Source organism: Taibaiella chishuiensis, from assembly GCF_003014535.1.
Classification (GTDB): Bacteria; Bacteroidota; Bacteroidia; order Chitinophagales; family Chitinophagaceae; genus Taibaiella; species Taibaiella chishuiensis.
In genome coordinates this window covers 270,651-288,723 of the sequence record NZ_PYGD01000001.1, presented here as the reverse complement: position 1 = coordinate 288,723, position 18,073 = coordinate 270,651, and the positions used below count along the sequence as shown (strand labels likewise).

The following is an 18,073-nucleotide window of genomic DNA, read 5'->3' as shown; positions in this document are numbered from 1 at the left end:
ATCGAAGGCCGGGTAATCGCGGTTCCTGCCCTGCAGGTAGGGATGCATCGCGATCTTTATCTTTTTCTTTTGAGTAAGAGACACTATTTTGGAAGGCCGCGGCATGTGGCCTTTCTTTTTTGTCCTGCCGGGGAAGGGAAATATTTTCCCGGTATGGCATAAATAATGCATATTTGAGTCAATGGAAAAATCTTAACGGTCAAAAAAGATGAAGTATACAGCAATGGTGTTGTTACAGATTACAAGTTACGGTTGGGCTGCAATTGCCATGATGGTATTGTCGGTATTGGTCGCTGTAAAAGTGCTGAAACGGGGCGATACCCGCCGCAAGCCCGGTTGCCTGGGTGTGGGCTATATCGCGCTGATCGTGTTTTGCCTGCTCAGTTTTGCCACTATGTTGTCGGGTATGCTGGGCGGCTTTGTATACCATGCGCTTAAGCTACCGCGTTACGAGGCCAAAGTTGTAGATCATCATGCCTTCCAGGATAAGGACAGCCGCGGGCGTTATGTCACCATGTACCAGCCTGTCGTTGTATTTACCGATGCCAGGGGCCGGGAGCAGCAGTTAAAGACAGATATCGCATCTACGGGCGCCCCGGAGATCGGATCTACCATAACCGTATTGTACGAACCGGGTATGGCGGCGGCCGAAGAGTTGTCTGGTGGTAAATACATCCTGCTGGGGGGCGCAGCTATGGGCCTGCTCCTGATCGGCTACTTCCTCGTAGCCGGCATCAGTTACGCTATGGGCCGGCCTATGGCCCGGATCGGTATGTTTGGCATGGGGCTGCTTATGTATATCGTATTCCCCGTTGGTATGCTGTTCCTGCTCGGGGGCATGAGCTACGCGATCGTTTTGTATTTTATGGGTAAGAAACCCGATATGCCGATGTGGGCCCTGGCTATTTGTATCTTCTTCTCCATCGTGTTATTCCTCGCCTTTATCGGTTATATCCGTATGCTGTTCGAAAAAGGGAAAAGGATATGGTAAGCCCTACGCCGCGCGTAATAACCGCCGGATAAATGTAAATTGCAGTAAATATCCCGGCTGTTTATGCAACAGAAAGGCGCCATTACCCGCAACCTGCACGACCTGTATGCCAGTATGGGCCTGCCCGTCGATCCTGTACACCCGGGTTCGGGTTTTACGGTGCATTATCTCCAGGATACCTTTACCGAACTTCCTTTCCGTTCGGAAGCCTTTCGTCCCGATTATTTCAGTTTCCTGTTCATCAAAAACGGGCAGGGGCAATACACGATCGACGATCATACCTTTCCCATCAAACCCGGTATGGTTTATTTTACCAATCCCGGTAACTACCGCACCTTTACCTGGGAACAGCTGGAGGATGTATGTCTCATCACCTTCCGGGAATCGTATCTCGTAGAGCAGGTGCATCCCGATATCTACAAGGAGTTTTCCTTCCTGCTTACCGAGGTGGTTGCGCCCTGTAACCTGCGCCCGGAGCAATTTGCAGAGATGGAATATATCTACAGGCAGATCTGCAGGGAACAGCTCGGACACTCGTTGTACAAAGACCGCATTATTGGCAACCTGTTCGTGGTCCTGTTGCTGAAGATCAAAGAGTATGTATGGCAGGATTACAATCCCATATACGAAGGTAACCGCAGCTCGCAGATCGTACGCAACTTCAAAAGCGCCCTGGAACGGCATTACCGCAGCCTGGTAGCCGGTAAGGAAGAACGGGTATTCCGGGTGCAGGACTACGCCGCCTTACAGCACCTGCATCCCAATTACCTCAGCACCGTCATTAAGGCCAAGACGGGTAAGGCCATCGGCACCTGGATCGCAGAAAAGACTATTGCCGAAGCCCGCGCGCTCTTACAGCACGATACCACCTCCGTTAAAGAAATCGCTTACCTGCTGGGCTTTTCGGAAACCGCCCATTTCAGCAATTATTTTAAAAAACATACGGGCGATACACCACTCGCCTACCGCAAAATGCACCTGCGCGACCAATCTTAGGAATTTGCAACAGTTCGTAGAAGGCCTGCAATTTTAAGGCCGGTAATCGTTCCATCTTTGTGTTGTCAAAAAAACAACGCAAAATGAAAACGCTGAAAGAAAAAGTAATCCTGGTTACCGGGGCCTCCCGGGGCATAGGTGCGGCCATTGCACAGGAGCTGGCCCGTGCCGGCGCCACCGTTATTGTTAACTATGCCGGCAATGCAAGCGCAGCGGCGGCTACCGTGGCGGCCATACAAGCCGGGGGCGGCGAGGCTTTTGCGATACAGGCCGATGTAAGCCGCTCAGAAGAGGTAAGCCGTTTGTTTACCGAAGCCATAACACGTTATGGCCGTATCGACGTGCTGGTCAATAATGCCGGCATTATGATCACCAAAACGCTCAAAGATACCACCGACGAGGAGTTTAGCCGGCAGTTCGATATCAATGTGCGCGGCACCTTCAATACCATGCGCGAAGCCGCTACCCGACTGGCCGACAAAGGTAGTGTGATTAACTTCTCCTCTTCCACCACCCGTATGATGATGCCTGCTTATGGTACCTATGTAGCCACCAAAGGCGCTGTAGAGCAAATGACACGCGTGTTTGCCAAAGAAGTGGGCAGCAGGGGTATTAATGTAAACTGCGTTTCACCGGGGCCTACCAATACGGAATTGTTTACCGATGGTAAACCGGATGAGCTCATCGCCCGGCTGGCAGGCCTTTCCGCTTTTAACCGCATCGGCGAGCCCGAAGATATAGCCCGGGTCATTACCTTCCTGGCGGGCGATGATGCCAAATGGGTATCCGGTCAGAATATCGGTGTAAACGGCGCTATGGCCTAAAATTTTAAACAATAAAAACAACAGATCATGAACAGCTTAAAAAATAAAGTGGCCCTGGTTACGGGTTCCGGCAGGGGCCTGGGCAAAGCTATAGCAGAGCGTTATGCCGCGCTGGGCGCCGATATCGTGCTCAACTACTCCCGCGATAAGCAGGCTGCCGACGAGGTGCTGAGCAATGTACGCGCCATGGGGGTGCAGGCCATCGCCGTACAGGCGGATATAAGCCGGGTAAGTGAAATCGAAAAACTATTTGCAACCGCATTGGATACCTTCGGTAAACTGGATATCGTTGTGGCGAATGCGGGTATCGAACTGGTAGAAACGGCTGTGACCGATTTTACAGAAGAGCAGTTCGACCGTTTATTTGCCATCAATACCAAGGGCGCTTATTTTACCATGCAGCAGGCAGCAAGGCATATCACGGATAATGGGCGTATTATCTATATCGCATCAAGTACCACGGCTTACCCCGTGCCGGGCATGGCCGTATATGGCGGTAGTAAGACCACGCCGCGTTATATGGTGGATGTATTGGCCAAAGAGATTGGCCACCGCGGGGTAACGGTCAATTCGATCATTCCATTTGCCGTAGACCATTCCGGTATTTTTGTAGAGCCCGGTAGCTACCCTGAATTAAGGAAACAACTGCTGGACAGTTGCCCGATGGGCCGGCTGGCCGAAGTGGAAGACGTGGCTAATATTGCAGAGTTTTTTGCCAGTGACCTCTCCTCTTTTGTAAACGGTCAGCATCTGCTGGTCAATGGCGGCGCCACCAACTAACATTTGATCGCTTCGTAAGGTCCGGCCCCGGTACAGGCCGGACCTTATGTTTATTAACGATGCTGCTGTTCGTGCTCCAACAGCCATTGTTTGCGCCAGATACCGCCGCCATAACCGGTAAGGCTGCCGTCAGCGCCGATTACCCGGTGACAGGGCACCAGTATCGAAATGCGGTTCATACCGTTGGCATTCGCCACGGCCCTTATGGCCTCCGGTCGCTCCAGGTACAGGGCCTGTTCTTTATAACTGCGTGTAGCACCATAGGGAATATGCTGCAAGCCTTGCCAGACCAGGTTTTGAAACGTGGATCCGGGGCTGAGCAAGGGTACGGTAAACGATTGCCGCCTGCCTTCAAAGTATTCGCGGAGTTGTTGTTCCAGTAGGGTAAAGTGCGGATTGTCGCCTTGTACGATGGTTGCGCTAAGCGCCTTGGAAATGGCTTTCAGCTCAGTTTCCAGCATTTTACGGTCGCTGAATTCGAGCAGGCATATACCCTCTTTTACACCGCAGGCAATCATCGTACCCAGCGGCGTCTCTATGCGTTTCAGGTCGATAACCCGGTGCTTGCCCGATCTGCCAGGCGATACGCCGAATATGCTTTTAAAAGAATCGCTAAAGCCGCTCAGCGATTCGTAGCCCGCGCCAAAAGCCGCAGGGGCAACGCCTTCGCCCTCATTTATCTTTTTAAAGGCGCTGTTGATGCGGAACATACGCTGGTAGGCCTGGAAGGTAATGCCATGCTGTTTCAGGAACCAGCGGCGTATGGCGCTGGGCGTTATCCCGCTTTGCTCCAGGTCCTCGTCCCGGAATTTGCACGATGGATCATCGCTTAATTCCTTCAGTATAGCTTTGATGGCTTCAGGTGTTTCGTGCAGCAGCTCCAGGGGGCGGCATACTTTGCAGGGCCGGTAACCCCGGGTAATCGCTTCTTTGGAAGAGCTGAAGAATTCGACATGCTCTTTTTTTGGTTTGCGTGCGGTACAGGAGGGGCGGCAGAAAATACCGGTAGTCTTTACTGCCGTAAAAAACAAACCCTCGAAGGCGGTATCCTTTTCCAGGATCGCCTGGTACATGCGGTCTGTACTGAGTTCCATAATCATCGGTGTTTTGCAGGTCAAAATTACCGGATGCCGGCAAGCCGTACAACCGGAAACCGGACAAGTATTTTTTTACGCACCTTATCGTACTTTCGATCAACAAAATACCCGGAATATGGACAAACCTTCGCGGCTCAAAAATATCGTGATGATCATCGCAATCCTGCTTGCTGTGGCCGTATCGGCCTGTGCGGCTGTGTATATCGTAAAGATGGTGATGGGGAAAGAGCCTGCGGCGGCAACGGCCCGGTAACTACCGGTAGCTTTATAGGACAATAACGAAACCGTTTCTTTTACTGCTTAACCTGTATAGCGATGTCAAACGGATTAACCTGTTTCCTGCTCCCGGCGCACCGGCGCCTGTACCTGCTGCTGTTGGCGGGCCTGGTAATTGTTGCGGCCTGTAACACCCGAAGAGAAGCCGCTGCGGCCCCGGGTCTCCCTGTAGCACCTCAGGCAGCAGATACCCCGGTGGGGGGCTACTGCGATGGCTGCGAACTGATGTATGCCGGTATGCCCGCCGTTATACGGGCAACCGATACCAGCGCCGGTTGGCGGGAACCCGGGCGTAAGCTATTGCTGACAGGGCTTGTTGTGCAGAAAGACGGGCATACCCCCGCCCCGGATGTGATCATTTACTACTGGCATACCGACGATAACGGCCGCTACGCCGTTACCCCCGGTATGGATCGCCGCGCCGGAAGACACGGGCATATCAGGGGATGGTTAAAAACGGACAGCGCCGGCCGCTATGCCTTGTATACCATCAGGCCCCGCGCTTATCCCGACCAGTCGGAACCGGAACATATTCATATCGCTATTAAAGAACCTGGCCTCGGTAAGGAATATTATATCGACGAACTCGTATTCGACGACGATCCCCTGCTGGCTGCGGCTATACGGCAACGGCCCCGCGAAAACCGCGGTGGCAGCGGTATCCTGAACGTGTCGCCGGGTAAGGGCCTGCCTGTGGCGCAGCATACCATTATCCTGGGAAAGAACATTCCTCATTACCCCCGATAAACAGGTATGGATCAATACCTGGCAGGGCATTCCGGGCCTTTGATAAATATTGTTTATCTTTGCAGTCTTCAACGCAACAGGAAAAAGGATCATGTAGACAACACTTGCTTACGATAAGACGAAATGGTACAGCGCCGAAAGGCCTGTGCGTATTGTTCTATTTTAAAGGAAGTAAAAATGTTGACGCTACAAAACATGACCTATGCGCATCCCAATAAGGATGTGCTGTTCGATAACCTGAATCTTACCATCAACAGGCAGGAAAAGATCGCACTGATCGGCAATAACGGAGCCGGCAAATCAACCTTACTAAAAATACTGGCTGGTGTATTGCAGCCACTAAGCGGCGCCGTAGTAACCGGCGATACGCCTTATTATATCCCGCAGCTTTTCGGGCAGTTCAACGATTATACCCTTGCCGAAGCCCTGCAGATCTCGGGAAAGCTGAAGGCCCTGCAGGAAATACTGGCCGGCGAGGTTACCGAAGCCAATATGACCCTGCTCGACGACGATTGGGGCATCGAAGAGCGAAGCCGCGAAGCCCTGGCCCACTGGGGCCTTGGCGATATAGACCTGGCACGGGGAATGGGCTCCCTAAGCGGCGGGCAGAAGACCCGCGTATTCCTGGCCGGTATTGCCATACACCGGCCTAAAGTAGTATTGCTCGACGAACCCAGCAACCACCTCGATGCGGACAGCCGCGCGCAATTGTACGACTATGTGCGAACGGCATCGGCAACACTCATTGTGGTAAGCCATGACCGTACCTTGCTCAACCTGCTGGATACCGTTTACGAACTCAGCGGTAAAGGTATTACCGTGTACGGCGGCAACTACGATTTCTACAAAGCACAGAAGGCTATTGAAGCCCAGGCCCTGCAGGATGATCTGAAAAATAAAGAGAAGGCACTGCGTAAAGCCCGCGAGGTAGAACGCGAAGCTATAGAGCGGCAGCAGAAGCTGGATGCCAGGGGTAAAAAGAAACAGGAGAAAGCGGGCTTGCCCACAATTTCCATGAATACCCTGCGCAACAGCGCCGAAAAAAGTACGGCAAAAATAAAGGACGTGCATGCCGAGAAAACCGAGACCATAGCCCGCGAACTGGGCGAGATCCGCAAAACCATGCCCGACCGCGATAAGATGCGGATGGGCTTTGACGACTCTGGCTTGCACAACGGTAAAATACTGGTACTAGCCAGGGCGGTCAATTATGGCTATGGCGATAAGCTGCTATGGCCCCAGCCGCTTAGCTTTACCCTGACCAGCGGGCAACGAATGGCCATAAAGGGCGGTAACGGGGCCGGTAAAACCACGCTTATCCGTTTATTGTTGGGCGAACTGCAGCCATCGGCAGGCCATTTGGAAAGGGCCGAAGCCAGCGCCATATACCTCGACCAGGACTATTCGCTGATCGACAATAGCCTTAATGTTTATGAACAGGCTCAAGGGTTCAATACCGGGCAATGGCAGGAACATGAAGTAAAAAGCCGGCTGGCCAATTTCCTGTTTACCCGCGACTACTGGGATAAGTCCTGTGCCACGCTGAGCGGTGGTGAAAAGATGCGCCTGATCCTTTGCTGCCTGACTTTGGGCAACCGCGCACCGGATATGATCATCCTCGATGAACCGACGAATAACCTCGATATCCAGAATACCGAGATCCTTACCGAAGCGATCAGGGACTATAAAGGGACCGTGATCGTGGTATCGCATGATGCGGTTTTTCTAAATGAGATCGGTGTTTCGGAAACGATGACGTTGCAGGGAACTAACCCGCCGCAATAAACAGGATATTTTTTATCAGGTATCCGGGAGCCTTTATCACCAAGGCTCCCGGTTTTTTGTCGTGGTACAGGTATGTTCGCGGTGCTTTGTTATTGCCTGTTGCTTAAAAAACAAATTACGCTTTTTCCTAACTTTATGCTGCGCGAAACCCGAAAAGCGCCTAATAGAGTAGGGACCACACAAACTCCGATTAACCGTATGAAAACACTGAAAATTGCAGCAGTAGCCCTGTTGGGCCTGGCTGCACTTACACCCGCGACCGGTAATGCCCAAACCGGTATCATTGTCCATGACCTCTCCACCGGCGTGGTCAATGGCAGTACCAGCCTTATCGCTTACGGATCGCCCGACGATACCTGGCAGGTGGGCAAGCCCGACCGGCCGCTCGGTTTCCAAACGCCTTCGGTATGCACCAACCTTAGCTCCTGGGCCGTTAATGGTTGTGGTCGTTGGATCACGCCTTATCTCGACGGTACCGGTCCGTCGAGCAATACCCAGGCGGGTACCTACAACTACAGGACCGCATTTACGCTGAACTACCATTGTTTTCCCTGGGCAAAAGTTACCTTTTCCTACCTGGGTGGCGACAATAATGTAACCGGGTTTAGTATAAACGGGCATAGCTATCCGCTGAGTCCTGCTACTGCCAACGATTTCAACCCGCTTGCGCAAAACATCGTCATTAATTTGGATCCCAGTCACCTGGTTATCGGTTCCAACGAAATCCTGGTACAGGTACATAATTCCGAGAGCTGGACCGGGTTTTATGCCTGCGGCAATGTATCGGTAGGCTATTGTTCCCGTCCGGGCCGCAACGACCAGCAGGGTGTTATGGATGTGCCGGCTTCTTTTAGTGTAGCGCCCAATCCCAGCACAGGCCGGGTTACCATTGCTATGGACAGGGCGAAGACAGGGCAGGCTGTGCTGACGGATATAACCGGCCGTATTGTACGCCAGGTAGGCCTTAACGGCGATGCCACGCAATATGTGCTCGACTTGTCCGGAGAGCGTAAAGGGCTTTATATCTTAACGGTCCGTACGGCAGAAAGTACAGCGGTGCGCAAGCTTACCCTGCAATAATGCAGTGGCCGGGTATCGGCAGGCATATGAAGTAAGCTCAAGCGCCGCAAGTCTTTATAGTAGAGGCTTGCGGCGCTTTTACAGGTAAGGCTTATGCCTTGATTTTGTTTTCTGTAGATGGGGTGAGGGACTGGGTAGGGATTGGGTTGCTTTATTGCCGCGCGTCTTTACGCTGCCACATCGGACCGTTCTTGGTTGTTACCTTATCGAGTATACCTTGCCGGAAGGCTTGCTCCAGCTGGGTTTCACTTTGTTCGGTGGTTTGGTTGCTCAGCACGGCATACTCTTTCGTGGTCAGTGTGGGGTAATGGGTAAAGAGGCTTTCGCGGCTTGTTACATAGGGTGTCTTCGTAATACCGGGATGTACCTTGGCCAGGGCGGCTTCGAAGGCTTCGTAAGGCCGGAACCCATAGAGGATTTCCTGTTTGCCCGCTTGACCATTGATCTGTAAGGTGGGGAAGCCCCTTACGCCCGACTTTCGCGCCAGGTCGAGGTCGGCTTTGAACAGGGTTTCCGCTTCCCGTGCATAGTCCGCTTTAAGCCGGTCGGTATCCAGGCCCGTCTGCAGGGCAGCCTGTGCCAGGTGTTCCCATTTCGTAATGTTTTTCTTTTCGAGAAACACCATTTCCCTGATTCTTCTTAAAAAGGCAATGGCTTTATACTCGTCTTGCAATTGCGCGGCTTTAAATGCAATAGAAGGCGGATAAGAAGAGGGTAAAGGGTCTTCGAGCCATACGTCGCCATCGATAGGCATATCGTAATAGCGGCTTACTTCGTCCCAGTGATGGGCTACATCCGAGGGCTTGCTGATACCGCCGCTGTTATAACTCCAGTCGGGCAGCAGTCCGCCCATATGGTAACTTACCCGGATATCGGCGCCGTATTCCAGTTTCATTTTCCGGAGCTGGGGTTCTATACCCCAACAGGAAGAACAGATGGGGTCGGTAAAGTAAACGATCTCTACCGGCTTGTTACCGGTAATGCCCTGCTGCCGGGCCACGGTATCCGTGCCGGGAATCTCACAAACGCCTTTTGCCGGATCGCATAAAAGCGGGTTCGTTGCTTGCTCCATAGTTTGCTTGTTTTGCGCCTTTAGGCCAGGAGCGGGCACGAGCAGGCATGCAACAAGTAGCGTGCGCAATATGCGGGTGGCCTGCCGGTTTCCTGGTAACATCATAATGGCTATTTTTGCACAAAGATTCAACAAGGAAATAATATCCGCAATAAGTCAGGAAAATATGACCGCTACCGATCAAGATATGCCCTGCCCTGCTCAGGGGCTTTTAAAAATGTTATCGGGCAAATGGAAACCCGAGATTTTCCGCCTGGCGGCCGATGCCCCGGTGCGGTTCAGCGGCCTGTTGCGCCAGCTTAAGGGTAGCAACAAACAATCGTTGTCGGTAGCCCTCAACGAACTCGAAGCCTCGGGCCTGCTCGAAAAAGTAGTGCTGCGCCAAAAGCCCCTGCATATCGCGTATTATCTTACCGGAAAAGGAGCGGCGCTGGTACCCGTTATGCAACAACTGGATCAGCTGTCCTGAAGCGATAGGTTATAAAGTAAAAGCGCCTGTATGTTTTTCATACAGGCGCTTTTGCTTGCCATAAATTCAAGGGCATTAAGAGAAAACGATATTGCCCTCGTGCACCAGGCTCCGTACGGGTGCTACGCGTGCCACGGCCTCGGCCGAACAGCTGGCCGCAACAAGTACCAGGTTGGCTGCATCGCCGGCTTTGGGCCATTGTTGTTCGCCGTGGTCGTTAAGCGGCAATATATTGTGAGTCGCCAGTTTCAGGATACGGGAAAGGTCGAATTCGGTACGGTATCCATAGAGTTGCGCCGCGAGTTTCGCCTTCTCCAAGATGCTGCCGCTGCCGAAAGTGCTCCACCAGTCTATAATACAGTCGTTGCCGGCCAGTACATCCACGCCATGTTTATAGAGCGTAGGTATCGGCATTACCGTACCGTTGAAGGGTACCGTAGTGGCAATACCGATTCTTGCATCGGCCAGCCTTGCAGCAAGCGCCTCCAGTTGTTTGGGCTCCATATGAGCCAGGGCAAAGCTATGGCTCACGAACGATTTGCCTTTCAGTACCGGGCTCTCGTTTACTTTGTCCACAAGGTATTCGATGGTCCTGATACCCGAAGGTCCGGATTCATGCAGGTGTATATCTATACCCTTGTTATGATCCAGCGCCAGTTGTACCACCAGGTCCATATGTTTTTCGATATTGCCGTCGATGCTGTAGGGGTCCAGACCACCGATAAAGTCGATATCCATTTTGGCCGCCTCTTTCATCAGCGGTTCGGTTTTGGTATAGTAAATGCCATGTTGCGGAAAGGCAACCAGTTCTGCATGAAAGGAATCCTTCTTCTGTTCCAGCGCCTGTTGCAGGTGTTCCAGCGATTTAAAGCCCGAAGTGGGATCGATATTAACGTGGGCCCGGGCATAATGGGTGCCGTAGGATTGCAGCAGTTCGATCAGCTGGCCGGTACGGGGTATCGAGGTCTTCAGCAGTTCGCGTATGATCTGTTGTTCAAAAGCGATCATGTCCTTTACTGTTTTACGTTTTGCCGAATTGGCCTTCCAGGGCAGACCGTAAAAGGTCTTATCGAGGTGGATATGCATATCGCGGAAGGCAGGCAGCATCAGCCAGCCCTGTGCATCCACGGCGTCGGCGCCGGGTTGATTGGGTGTAATGGCTTTAATCTTTCCATCTGCGATGCTGACACAGAACAACGCTGTTTGGGTATGCACCACTTCGCCGTCTTCATACTCGAAACCCGTTTCCAGCCGTACATTCTTTAAGGTATAAGCGTTGCCTGCCCTGGCTTTACCCTTGTTCGCAGTCTCGGATTGCGGCATGCCTGCAGCGCCGGCTGCACCCGAAAACAGGGAGGCGCCTATAGCCATACCGGCTGCGCCCAGTGCCGAAGTCCTGATAAAATCTTTCCGCGATATCTCGTTGCTATTCATAGTACGTCGTTTGGTGCAAAATTACCCAGGCCGGCGCGGGGCCAGGTGCAGGATTTATACGATGTCTTGAAGTATTTATTACTGTAGCCGGAAAGCAGTGGGTGTAATGCCCGTTTGCGCTTTGAAGAAATTGGAAAAATAGGCATGATCGACAAAACCCAGCTCGAAGGCTATTTCCTTTACCGACTGCCCGGTAGCCTGCAGCAGGCGTTTGGCTTCGAGAACGACCCTTTGCTGGATCAGCTGTGTGGCCGGCACATGCAGTTTTTTACGGCAAAGGATATTGAGGTAATTGGCCGAAATGTGCAGCTGGCGGGCATAAAAGGAAACCAGTTTTTCTTCGCGGAAGGAAAGGTCGATCAGTTGCAGGAAACGCACCAGCCGGGGCTCCGACTGGTATACCTTAAAGTCGGGGAATACCTTTTCTGCTTCTTTGCTCACCAGCGCGGCGATCACGGCCGTGCGCGCGTCCAGCAGTTCGTAAAGTGAATCGCCGGTTTCCAGCTCTTTTTTAATAGCGTCGAATTCGTAATGCAGCAGGGTAAAAGCCGCATCACTGAGTGGTACCACGGGATGATGCTGGTAATTGGTGGTGGCAAAACGGAAATAGGGCGAGAAGCGCTCGAACAGGCTGCGGCCGATCATCAGCTGGTAACCGGTCGTTACCGATTCGATGTTCCAGCGGTGTACCTGGCCCGGGAACAACAGGTGCACCTGCCGGTCGCCTACCGGGTGTGCCGTAAAGTCGATATGGTGTATGCCTTTGCCCCGGTCGAACAGCATGATGATAAAGAAATCATGTTTATGTGGTTTGTCGATATGCCGCTCGCCATGCAATTCGTTGAATAAAAGTTCATCCCGCCCGGCCAGCTGTCCTTTACGGAACTCCTGGATGCCCAGCATAGGATAGTGGCCGTCTTTGTCCTGCATGCTCATATTGGGTAGCGCTCAATGCTCCTGAAAAATATAAAAAAAACGCGAAAAAGCCAGGGACGATTTGTTCTGGCTTTGTACGATAAGAGGATAAGATGTGATACCGGTATCGTGCTTTATGGCTCTGGATGCTGCGTAGGCGTATGGACAATGTCGTAGTATACCGATTTGTTGCTGTTGTCCGGGTAGATGCGGTAGGTAAATTCAGTTTTGGTCAGTACGGTAATTTCCACCACGCGGGTAAACAAGGTTTCTCCTGCGGCGTTTTTAGCAACGATCGTCCGTGTTTTGCCATCGGGCGGTACCGACCAGTCGCCGCGCATTTTGGGCGAATTGTCGAGGTTGTACATCGTAAACGTGCCATTGGTTTTAAAATAGGCGAAACCTACGAAGTTGGCGACGTTGGCATCGGAGAGCGGCACGTTGCTGCCCTGGTTATTTTTGGCATTGGTCGTTTCCCAGGCCGTGCTGGCCAGGGTTTCTGCCGGCGACAATTGTCTTTCCGGCGCCGGTTGCGGATCGTCTTTGCTGCAGGAGCTGACCAGGATACTGCCCAGGGCGATCATAAGGCCCGCTGTAATAGCTTTCACATGTTTCATTTTCATACAGAATAATATTTTATGCTTCAAAAGTATTGAAGCCGCCGCCCGGGTTGTTGCAGGATTTATCCCGTTGTTTGGAGGATTTATCATTAAGGGATAATAAGTGTTTACAACGGCTATAGTGAGGAGAAACAGTAGTGGAACCGTGCTATGCAGTGTCCTGTCTGTTCTTATATTGCTGCCAGGTCCGTATTTATTGCCGTTGTGGTGTATAATTTTAGGCTATGCAGCATATGCAGTCTACCTGTTGCCAAAGGATAAACAGGAATACACGAAAACCTACGACATGGCCAGGCAGAAGGATTTTTATATCCTGTCGTTGCGACAGCTTATCACAGATGAAAGCAGCGTGGATGTTGAAACACTGGGGCAGGAAAAGAAAAAACGGAACCAGGAATTGAATCAAATAGTCGATGAACTTGACGGCTTAATTACGGAGCTCTTTTATTTAAGGCGGGCACAGGCCTTTCAGTACAGGTATTACGAATACTATTGGATAAACAATACCGGTGGCTTCAGTTGGGCACGGGCAAAAAGAGCCCGATAAGCTGTACTGCGCCAGAAGTTGATAGTCCTCGATCTTTTTAAAACTACAAAACCCGCTCTCAGAGCGGGTTTTGTAGTTTTTGTGGAGCCGGGGGGAATCGAACCCCCGTCCAAACACCGGTTGAAAAAGCTTTCTACATGCTTATTCCGTTATTACTTGTCGGCAATGATCAGGGAGCGGACAAACCAAATCAAAGCTTAGCTGGATGATCTTAAACTGCAGGCACAGCCTTCTGCAGTAGCAACCTGTATTTATTTTTGAGTCGGCGGCGGGGCTTGGTAACAGATCAACCTGCCCGGGCGGCCCTAATGACTACGCTAATCGCTGATTAGGCAGCCATGGCATACTGAGTATTGCCATTTGAAGTTTGAGTATTCAGATTAAAGCGCTAATTACACAACGCGCTGCATGCTTACACCTTCCCCTCCATGATGCTGTCAAAACCGGGCGACCCCATATTGGCAACAAACGTTGCAGGGTAAAATGAAAAAGTGTTTTTTCAAAGAACCTTAATGCAAAGGTACGGAATATTTTGCATAGTATTGAGGCCGCTTTCGCGGCAGGCAGGGGCCTTGCCCGCTTTCGTAAACGCTTGTGTTGTAGCGGGTTTGGTCCGCACTGCTGCGATGCGGAAACAACCGGGAAATCATTTAATTTTATAGGATTAAAATACTTGGACTATGGAAAAGGAAATTGTAAAACATTACAGTAACGGTGAGGTTACCGTAGTCTGGAAACCAGGTACCTGCATACACTCTACCATTTGCTGGAAAGCCGCTACGGGCCTGCCTGCGGTGTTTAACCCGAAGGAGAAACCCTGGATCAAAGTGGCCGGATCGGATACGGCGCATATTGTCGAACAGGTGCAACGCTGTCCCAGCGGCGCGCTCAGCTTTTTCTACGATCATGAACTGGAGCAGGAAGAAGAATTGGTGGAGCAGGAAACGAAAATCGAGATCATGCCCAACGGACCACTATTGGTTTATGGCAATATAACCGTGAAAGACCGTAACGGAGACGAAACGCGTAAAAGTAAAGTAACGGCCTTTTGCCGTTGCGGGCAGTCGCAAAACAAACCGTATTGCGACGGCAGTCATATACCTACAAAATTTACCGATTGATATGAATATCCAGGAAGCGCTCCAGGCCGCCTATGGCGCGGCTAAAAGTTATCCCGAACTGGCTGCCCGCCTGCTTGAGCTGGGCATCAGTTCTTATACTGTAGATACGGCCAGCGGTATTATTCTCTACCGTTTTCCCGATGGCGCGCATGTGCTGCACCACGATGCACATGCGGGCAGGACCGTTGCCCCGGCTTTCGACGAGGCGGCCACCATACAGGCTGTACGCGACAGCCAGGCCGGTAAGATCGATTACCCGGGGTTTATGCAGGCCATTGCCGATGCCGGCGTGCACCTGTACGAGGCTACCCTGGCAGGCAATCACAAACGGGTTACTTATATCGGCATCGGGGGCATGTACGAAGAGGCCATTCCTGCCGCATTGTAGTAAAAAATGCCGGCAGCGCTTACACTGCCGGCCATTACCTCCCTGGCGGTGGAAGTATGCTTGTTAATCCTGTGCCTTGCAGGATGTATAGGTTTATTGCGCTGCGGTCATCATTTTGCATTGGCGGTATATGCCATTGCTGTTTTCGACCTGCAGCTGGTAAATATAATTGCCCGTGGCCATACCGTTATCCGCCGTGCTTACCACAATCTGCTGATCGCCGGGCGCCATATTGTCCCTCCTGATCTCCCCTACCTTGCGTCCTGCGAGGTCGAACAGTTCCAGTTTTACATCCGACCGGTTAACGAGGTTGAATGGAATAGTGGTGGTGCCGCGGTATGGATTGGGATAGTTCTGGCCCAGTTTGAATTGTCCGCCGGTTTCGGGTTCCAGGCTGGCAAGGCCGGTAGTGCCCGCACCCTGGATCGTTACTTCGAGATAAGCGTCGTATCCGCCGGTACTGCTGTTGGGCGTGAGTGTCGCCATCTGCAGGGCATAGCCGTCCGAAAATATATTGTCCGAATTAAAGGTCATAGGATCGGCCCCTTTGGTGTATAAGGCGGAATTGGCCGCATAAACTGCGTTTTTGGCCGCTACATCGAAGCTGAGCTGCGATACCGCTGCATATACAGAGCTTACAAAAACCTGGAAATGGATATGGCAGATGCGGCCGCTGTACCAGCCCGGGAATATGGTCACGAAGTTGACCTCGCCGTTGGCATCGGTCATCTGGTAACCCCTCAGGAAAGTGGTGGTAGTACTGCCGGGGTTCTGGGCATTGTTATAACCCGAATAGATGCCGTCTTTATCGCAATGCCAGATATTGACCCGCAGATTGGGCATGGCCTCGCAATTGTTCAGCCCGATTACTTTGAGCTTCAGGTTGAGCTGCACGCCCTGCCGGTCTTCCCGTACATCCTGCCGGAAGAAGGTGGTGTTGGCGGTAAGGTCAAGCGGAAAAGGGCCCGCGGTTTCTGACGGGATAAGCGTACAGGCGGTCGGTTTGCCCGCATTGCCGCTGCCTGCCAGCACCTTTGAAAAAGGGATAAAAGAGGCCGCTCCGGCCAGGCCGATACCTTTTAAAAAATCTTTCCTTTCCATGTCTGTATATTTTTATGATTCAAAAATATCCTGGTGACATCTTCATGACAAATAAATGCGGTAAAGCAAAGTAATGCTGCGGTAAACGGCTCAGGACCGGAACCGTGCAAAAAAGGCTTCCTCGTAACTGCTGCCGATCGCGATCTCTGCATCGCCGAGGCTGATCATTTTATTGCGGACGTGCTGTATGCGCGACAGGGGTACGATATACGAACGGTGCACCCGTACAAAGTCGCGGTCTTCGAGCTTTTCGAGTATATGTTTCATCGTCATGCGGGCCACTACCGGCTTTTGCTGTTGCAGGTGTATGCGGATATAATCGTCGAGCCCTTCGATATATTCGATATCGCCGATGGCGATCTTGTGCAGGTTATAGTCGGCGCGGATCAGCAGGTAATCGTTTTCCGGCGCCTGTCGTTGCCGGGTATAGCGTATATATTCCTCCGCCTTTTGCACCGCCTGGGCAAAACGCTCGCGGGTAAAGGGTTTGAGCAGGTAGTCGGTGGCGTTGAGGTTAAAGCCTTCTACGGCGTATTCGCTATAGGCCGTAGTAAAGATCACGGCCAGGGGCTGTTCGAGCGCACGGTAAAGTTCGATGCCCGAAAGCGAAGGCATCTGTATGTCGAGGAAAAGCAGGTCTACCGGGTGTTTCCGGAGATGCCGGAGCGCTTCGTCGGTACGGGTAAAGGTTTTTTGCAGGGTTATAAAACCGAAGCCGGCGCAAAAAGCCTCGATCACCCGCAGGGCAGGTGGCTCATCATCTATAGCTATGGCAGTTATCATATCAGCTTTAATTCGAGGGTTACCCGGAACTGTGCTGCATCTTCATCGATCTGCAGGCGGTGTTTATCGGCATAAAGCATCTGTAGCCGGTTTTGCGCGTTACGGATGCCCAGGCCCGAAGCAGTGGCGGCGCCACTTATGGTTACCTTGTTGTTTTGTACGGTTAAAGTTAAGGAATCTTCGGCTATCGTTATGGAGATACCGATCGCCGAATGTTGCTCAGGATTGACCCCGTATTTAAACGCATTCTCTACAAAGGTGATGAGGATGAGCGGGGCGATTTCGTAACCCCTGGCGCTGCCCGAGGCCTGGTAGCTGATGCCGGCCGTCTCGCCCAGCCGGAATTGCTGCAGCTCTATGTAATCGCGGATATAGTCCAGCTCCTGTTGCAGCGATACGAAGTTTTTGCCCGATTCGCTGATCAGGTAACGCATCATGCCCGAAAGCTTTACCACGGCCGTAGCGGTATAGTCCGACTTTTCGAGTGCCAGTGCATAAATGCTGTTCAGGGTATTGAACAGGAAATGCGGGTTGATCTGGGCTTTCAGGTAGGCGAGCTCGGTCTGCAGCTGTTCTTTCTGCAACCAGCGCCAGCGCTCATTGGTCTTGAGCAGTATAGCGGTAATAAAAACAATGACGAAGAGATAGAGGTTGTAATCCAGGAAGATCATACGCAGCAGGTTGCTGTGCAGTGGCCGGTGCATGCCGGGTGGCGGCATTGGCGGCGGTCCGGGGTAGGGAGCACGTCCTGCGCCCATAAGCTGTGATAAGCCGTAAATAAGCAGTATGGTAAACAGGGCAAATAAAAAGGCAAGCAGGTAAAAGCTGCGGTATTGTTGCCGGAAGTAAAAGCGCGGTACCAGCCAGGCATAGTTGAGATAAAAGAAACCGATCAACAAGGCATGGGTAAACACTTCCCGCAGCCCGTTCACATTATGCAGGGTCATACCGATATGGGGAAAATCGGGCGAGGACAACACCGGGAAAAGCAGGAATACGATACCACAAAGCAGGTGGATCAGGACCTGGTTGGTCTTTATACTCATG

20 protein-coding genes and 1 other RNA gene are annotated in these 18,073 nt (G+C 52.0%); 12 read left to right on the top strand and 9 right to left on the bottom strand.

All coding sequences use genetic code 11. The features are described 5' to 3' along the window. Positions 1-208: 208 nt before the first annotated feature. The 4 genes from B0I18_RS01210 (at position 209) to B0I18_RS01195 (ending at position 3,591) form a co-directional block, all read left to right on the top strand. The gene (locus tag B0I18_RS01210; protein ID WP_106520826.1) at positions 209-991 is read left to right on the top strand and encodes a DUF3592 domain-containing protein; all 783 of its coding nucleotides are present in this window, start codon (positions 209-211) and stop codon (positions 989-991) included. 63 nt (positions 992-1,054) lie between these two features. Next, complete coding sequence (locus tag B0I18_RS01205) at positions 1,055-1,987, top strand: AraC family transcriptional regulator (protein WP_106520825.1); 933 nt, start codon at positions 1,055-1,057, stop codon at positions 1,985-1,987. An 83-nt stretch (positions 1,988-2,070) separates the two neighbouring features. Beyond that, on the top strand, positions 2,071-2,811 hold the full coding sequence (locus tag B0I18_RS01200) for an SDR family oxidoreductase (RefSeq protein ID WP_106520824.1): 741 nt from the start codon (positions 2,071-2,073) through the stop codon (positions 2,809-2,811). Between the two features lie 27 nt (positions 2,812-2,838). After that, positions 2,839-3,591, top strand: a complete 753-nt coding sequence (locus B0I18_RS01195) for an SDR family oxidoreductase (RefSeq protein ID WP_106520823.1) — start codon at positions 2,839-2,841, stop codon at positions 3,589-3,591. A 53-nt stretch (positions 3,592-3,644) separates the two neighbouring features. Here the strand turns inward: B0I18_RS01195 and B0I18_RS01190 are convergent, their stop codons facing one another. Next, positions 3,645-4,685 (bottom strand): bifunctional transcriptional activator/DNA repair enzyme AdaA, encoded by a 1,041-nt coding sequence (locus tag B0I18_RS01190; protein WP_106520822.1) that lies wholly within the window; start codon positions 4,683-4,685, stop codon positions 3,645-3,647. 118 nt (positions 4,686-4,803) lie between these two features. On the opposite strand from B0I18_RS01190, the gene B0I18_RS25015 reads away from it, so the two are divergent. The 4 genes from B0I18_RS25015 (at position 4,804) to B0I18_RS01170 (ending at position 8,576) form a co-directional block, all read left to right on the top strand. After that, on the top strand, positions 4,804-4,941 hold the full coding sequence (locus tag B0I18_RS25015; protein ID WP_181358288.1) for a hypothetical protein: 138 nt from the start codon (positions 4,804-4,806) through the stop codon (positions 4,939-4,941). A 62-nt stretch (positions 4,942-5,003) separates the two neighbouring features. Further along, positions 5,004-5,711 carry a dioxygenase family protein gene (locus B0I18_RS01180; RefSeq protein ID WP_106520820.1) on the top strand — a complete coding sequence of 236 codons (708 nt, stop codon included), beginning with the start codon at positions 5,004-5,006 and terminating at the stop codon, positions 5,709-5,711. A gap of 177 nt (positions 5,712-5,888) precedes the next feature. Next, positions 5,889-7,496 (top strand): ABC-F family ATP-binding cassette domain-containing protein, encoded by a 1,608-nt coding sequence (locus B0I18_RS01175; protein ID WP_106520819.1) that lies wholly within the window; start codon positions 5,889-5,891, stop codon positions 7,494-7,496. Between the two features lie 198 nt (positions 7,497-7,694). Next, on the top strand, positions 7,695-8,576 hold the full coding sequence (locus tag B0I18_RS01170) for a T9SS type A sorting domain-containing protein (RefSeq protein ID WP_181358287.1): 882 nt from the start codon (positions 7,695-7,697) through the stop codon (positions 8,574-8,576). A 151-nt stretch (positions 8,577-8,727) separates the two neighbouring features. Here B0I18_RS01170 and B0I18_RS01165 read toward each other — a convergent pair whose 3' ends face one another. Further along, positions 8,728-9,648, bottom strand: coding sequence for a ClpXP adapter SpxH family protein (locus tag B0I18_RS01165; RefSeq protein WP_106520817.1), 921 nt, complete (start codon positions 9,646-9,648; stop codon positions 8,728-8,730). 166 nt (positions 9,649-9,814) lie between these two features. Between B0I18_RS01165 and B0I18_RS01160 the strand changes: the two genes are divergently transcribed. Then, positions 9,815-10,117 carry a winged helix-turn-helix transcriptional regulator gene (locus B0I18_RS01160; protein WP_106522013.1) on the top strand — a complete coding sequence of 101 codons (303 nt, stop codon included), beginning with the start codon at positions 9,815-9,817 and terminating at the stop codon, positions 10,115-10,117. Positions 10,118-10,192: 75 nt separating this feature from the next. On the opposite strand, the gene B0I18_RS01155 is transcribed toward B0I18_RS01160, so the two are convergent. From B0I18_RS01155 to B0I18_RS01145, 3 genes are all read right to left on the bottom strand, one after another. After that, positions 10,193-11,551, bottom strand: a complete 1,359-nt coding sequence (locus B0I18_RS01155; RefSeq protein ID WP_106520816.1) for an amidohydrolase — start codon at positions 11,549-11,551, stop codon at positions 10,193-10,195. 78 nt (positions 11,552-11,629) lie between these two features. Further along, positions 11,630-12,481: an AraC family transcriptional regulator gene (locus tag B0I18_RS01150; protein ID WP_106520815.1), complete on the bottom strand. Its 852-nt coding sequence runs from the start codon at positions 12,479-12,481 to the stop codon at positions 11,630-11,632. 119 nt (positions 12,482-12,600) lie between these two features. After that, positions 12,601-13,089, bottom strand: coding sequence for a DUF4822 domain-containing protein (locus B0I18_RS01145; RefSeq protein ID WP_106520814.1), 489 nt, complete (start codon positions 13,087-13,089; stop codon positions 12,601-12,603). 283 nt (positions 13,090-13,372) lie between these two features. On the opposite strand from B0I18_RS01145, the gene B0I18_RS24890 reads away from it, so the two are divergent. Beyond that, a complete protein-coding gene (locus B0I18_RS24890) occupies positions 13,373-13,633 on the top strand; it encodes a hypothetical protein (RefSeq protein ID WP_146146624.1) in 261 nt (86 codons plus the stop codon). Between the two features lie 79 nt (positions 13,634-13,712). Here B0I18_RS24890 and ssrA read toward each other — a convergent pair. After that, positions 13,713-14,088: a transfer-messenger RNA gene (gene ssrA / locus B0I18_RS01135) on the bottom strand. Between the two features lie 225 nt (positions 14,089-14,313). Here ssrA and B0I18_RS25260 point away from each other — a divergent pair. Together B0I18_RS25260 and B0I18_RS01125 are read left to right on the top strand one after the other, a co-directional pair. Beyond that, on the top strand, positions 14,314-14,754 hold the full coding sequence (locus B0I18_RS25260) for a (4Fe-4S)-binding protein (protein WP_106520812.1): 441 nt from the start codon (positions 14,314-14,316) through the stop codon (positions 14,752-14,754). Between the two features lies 1 nt (position 14,755). Continuing rightward, positions 14,756-15,142 carry a DUF1398 family protein gene (locus B0I18_RS01125; RefSeq protein ID WP_106520811.1) on the top strand — a complete coding sequence of 129 codons (387 nt, stop codon included), beginning with the start codon at positions 14,756-14,758 and terminating at the stop codon, positions 15,140-15,142. A gap of 93 nt (positions 15,143-15,235) precedes the next feature. Here the strand turns inward: B0I18_RS01125 and B0I18_RS01120 are convergent, their stop codons facing one another. The 3 genes from B0I18_RS01120 to B0I18_RS01110 all read right to left on the bottom strand — a co-directional run bounded on the left by B0I18_RS01120 (position 15,236) and on the right by B0I18_RS01110 (position 18,072). Continuing rightward, positions 15,236-16,243 (bottom strand): dioxygenase family protein, encoded by a 1,008-nt coding sequence (locus tag B0I18_RS01120; RefSeq protein ID WP_106520810.1) that lies wholly within the window; start codon positions 16,241-16,243, stop codon positions 15,236-15,238. Positions 16,244-16,333: 90 nt separating this feature from the next. Further along, positions 16,334-17,026 carry a LytR/AlgR family response regulator transcription factor gene (locus B0I18_RS01115; protein ID WP_106520809.1) on the bottom strand — a complete coding sequence of 231 codons (693 nt, stop codon included), beginning with the start codon at positions 17,024-17,026 and terminating at the stop codon, positions 16,334-16,336. After that, positions 17,023-18,072, bottom strand: a complete 1,050-nt coding sequence (locus tag B0I18_RS01110) for a sensor histidine kinase (protein ID WP_106520808.1) — start codon at positions 18,070-18,072, stop codon at positions 17,023-17,025. The genes B0I18_RS01115 and B0I18_RS01110 overlap by 4 nt, the downstream gene beginning before the upstream one ends. Position 18,073: the final 1 nt, after the last annotated feature.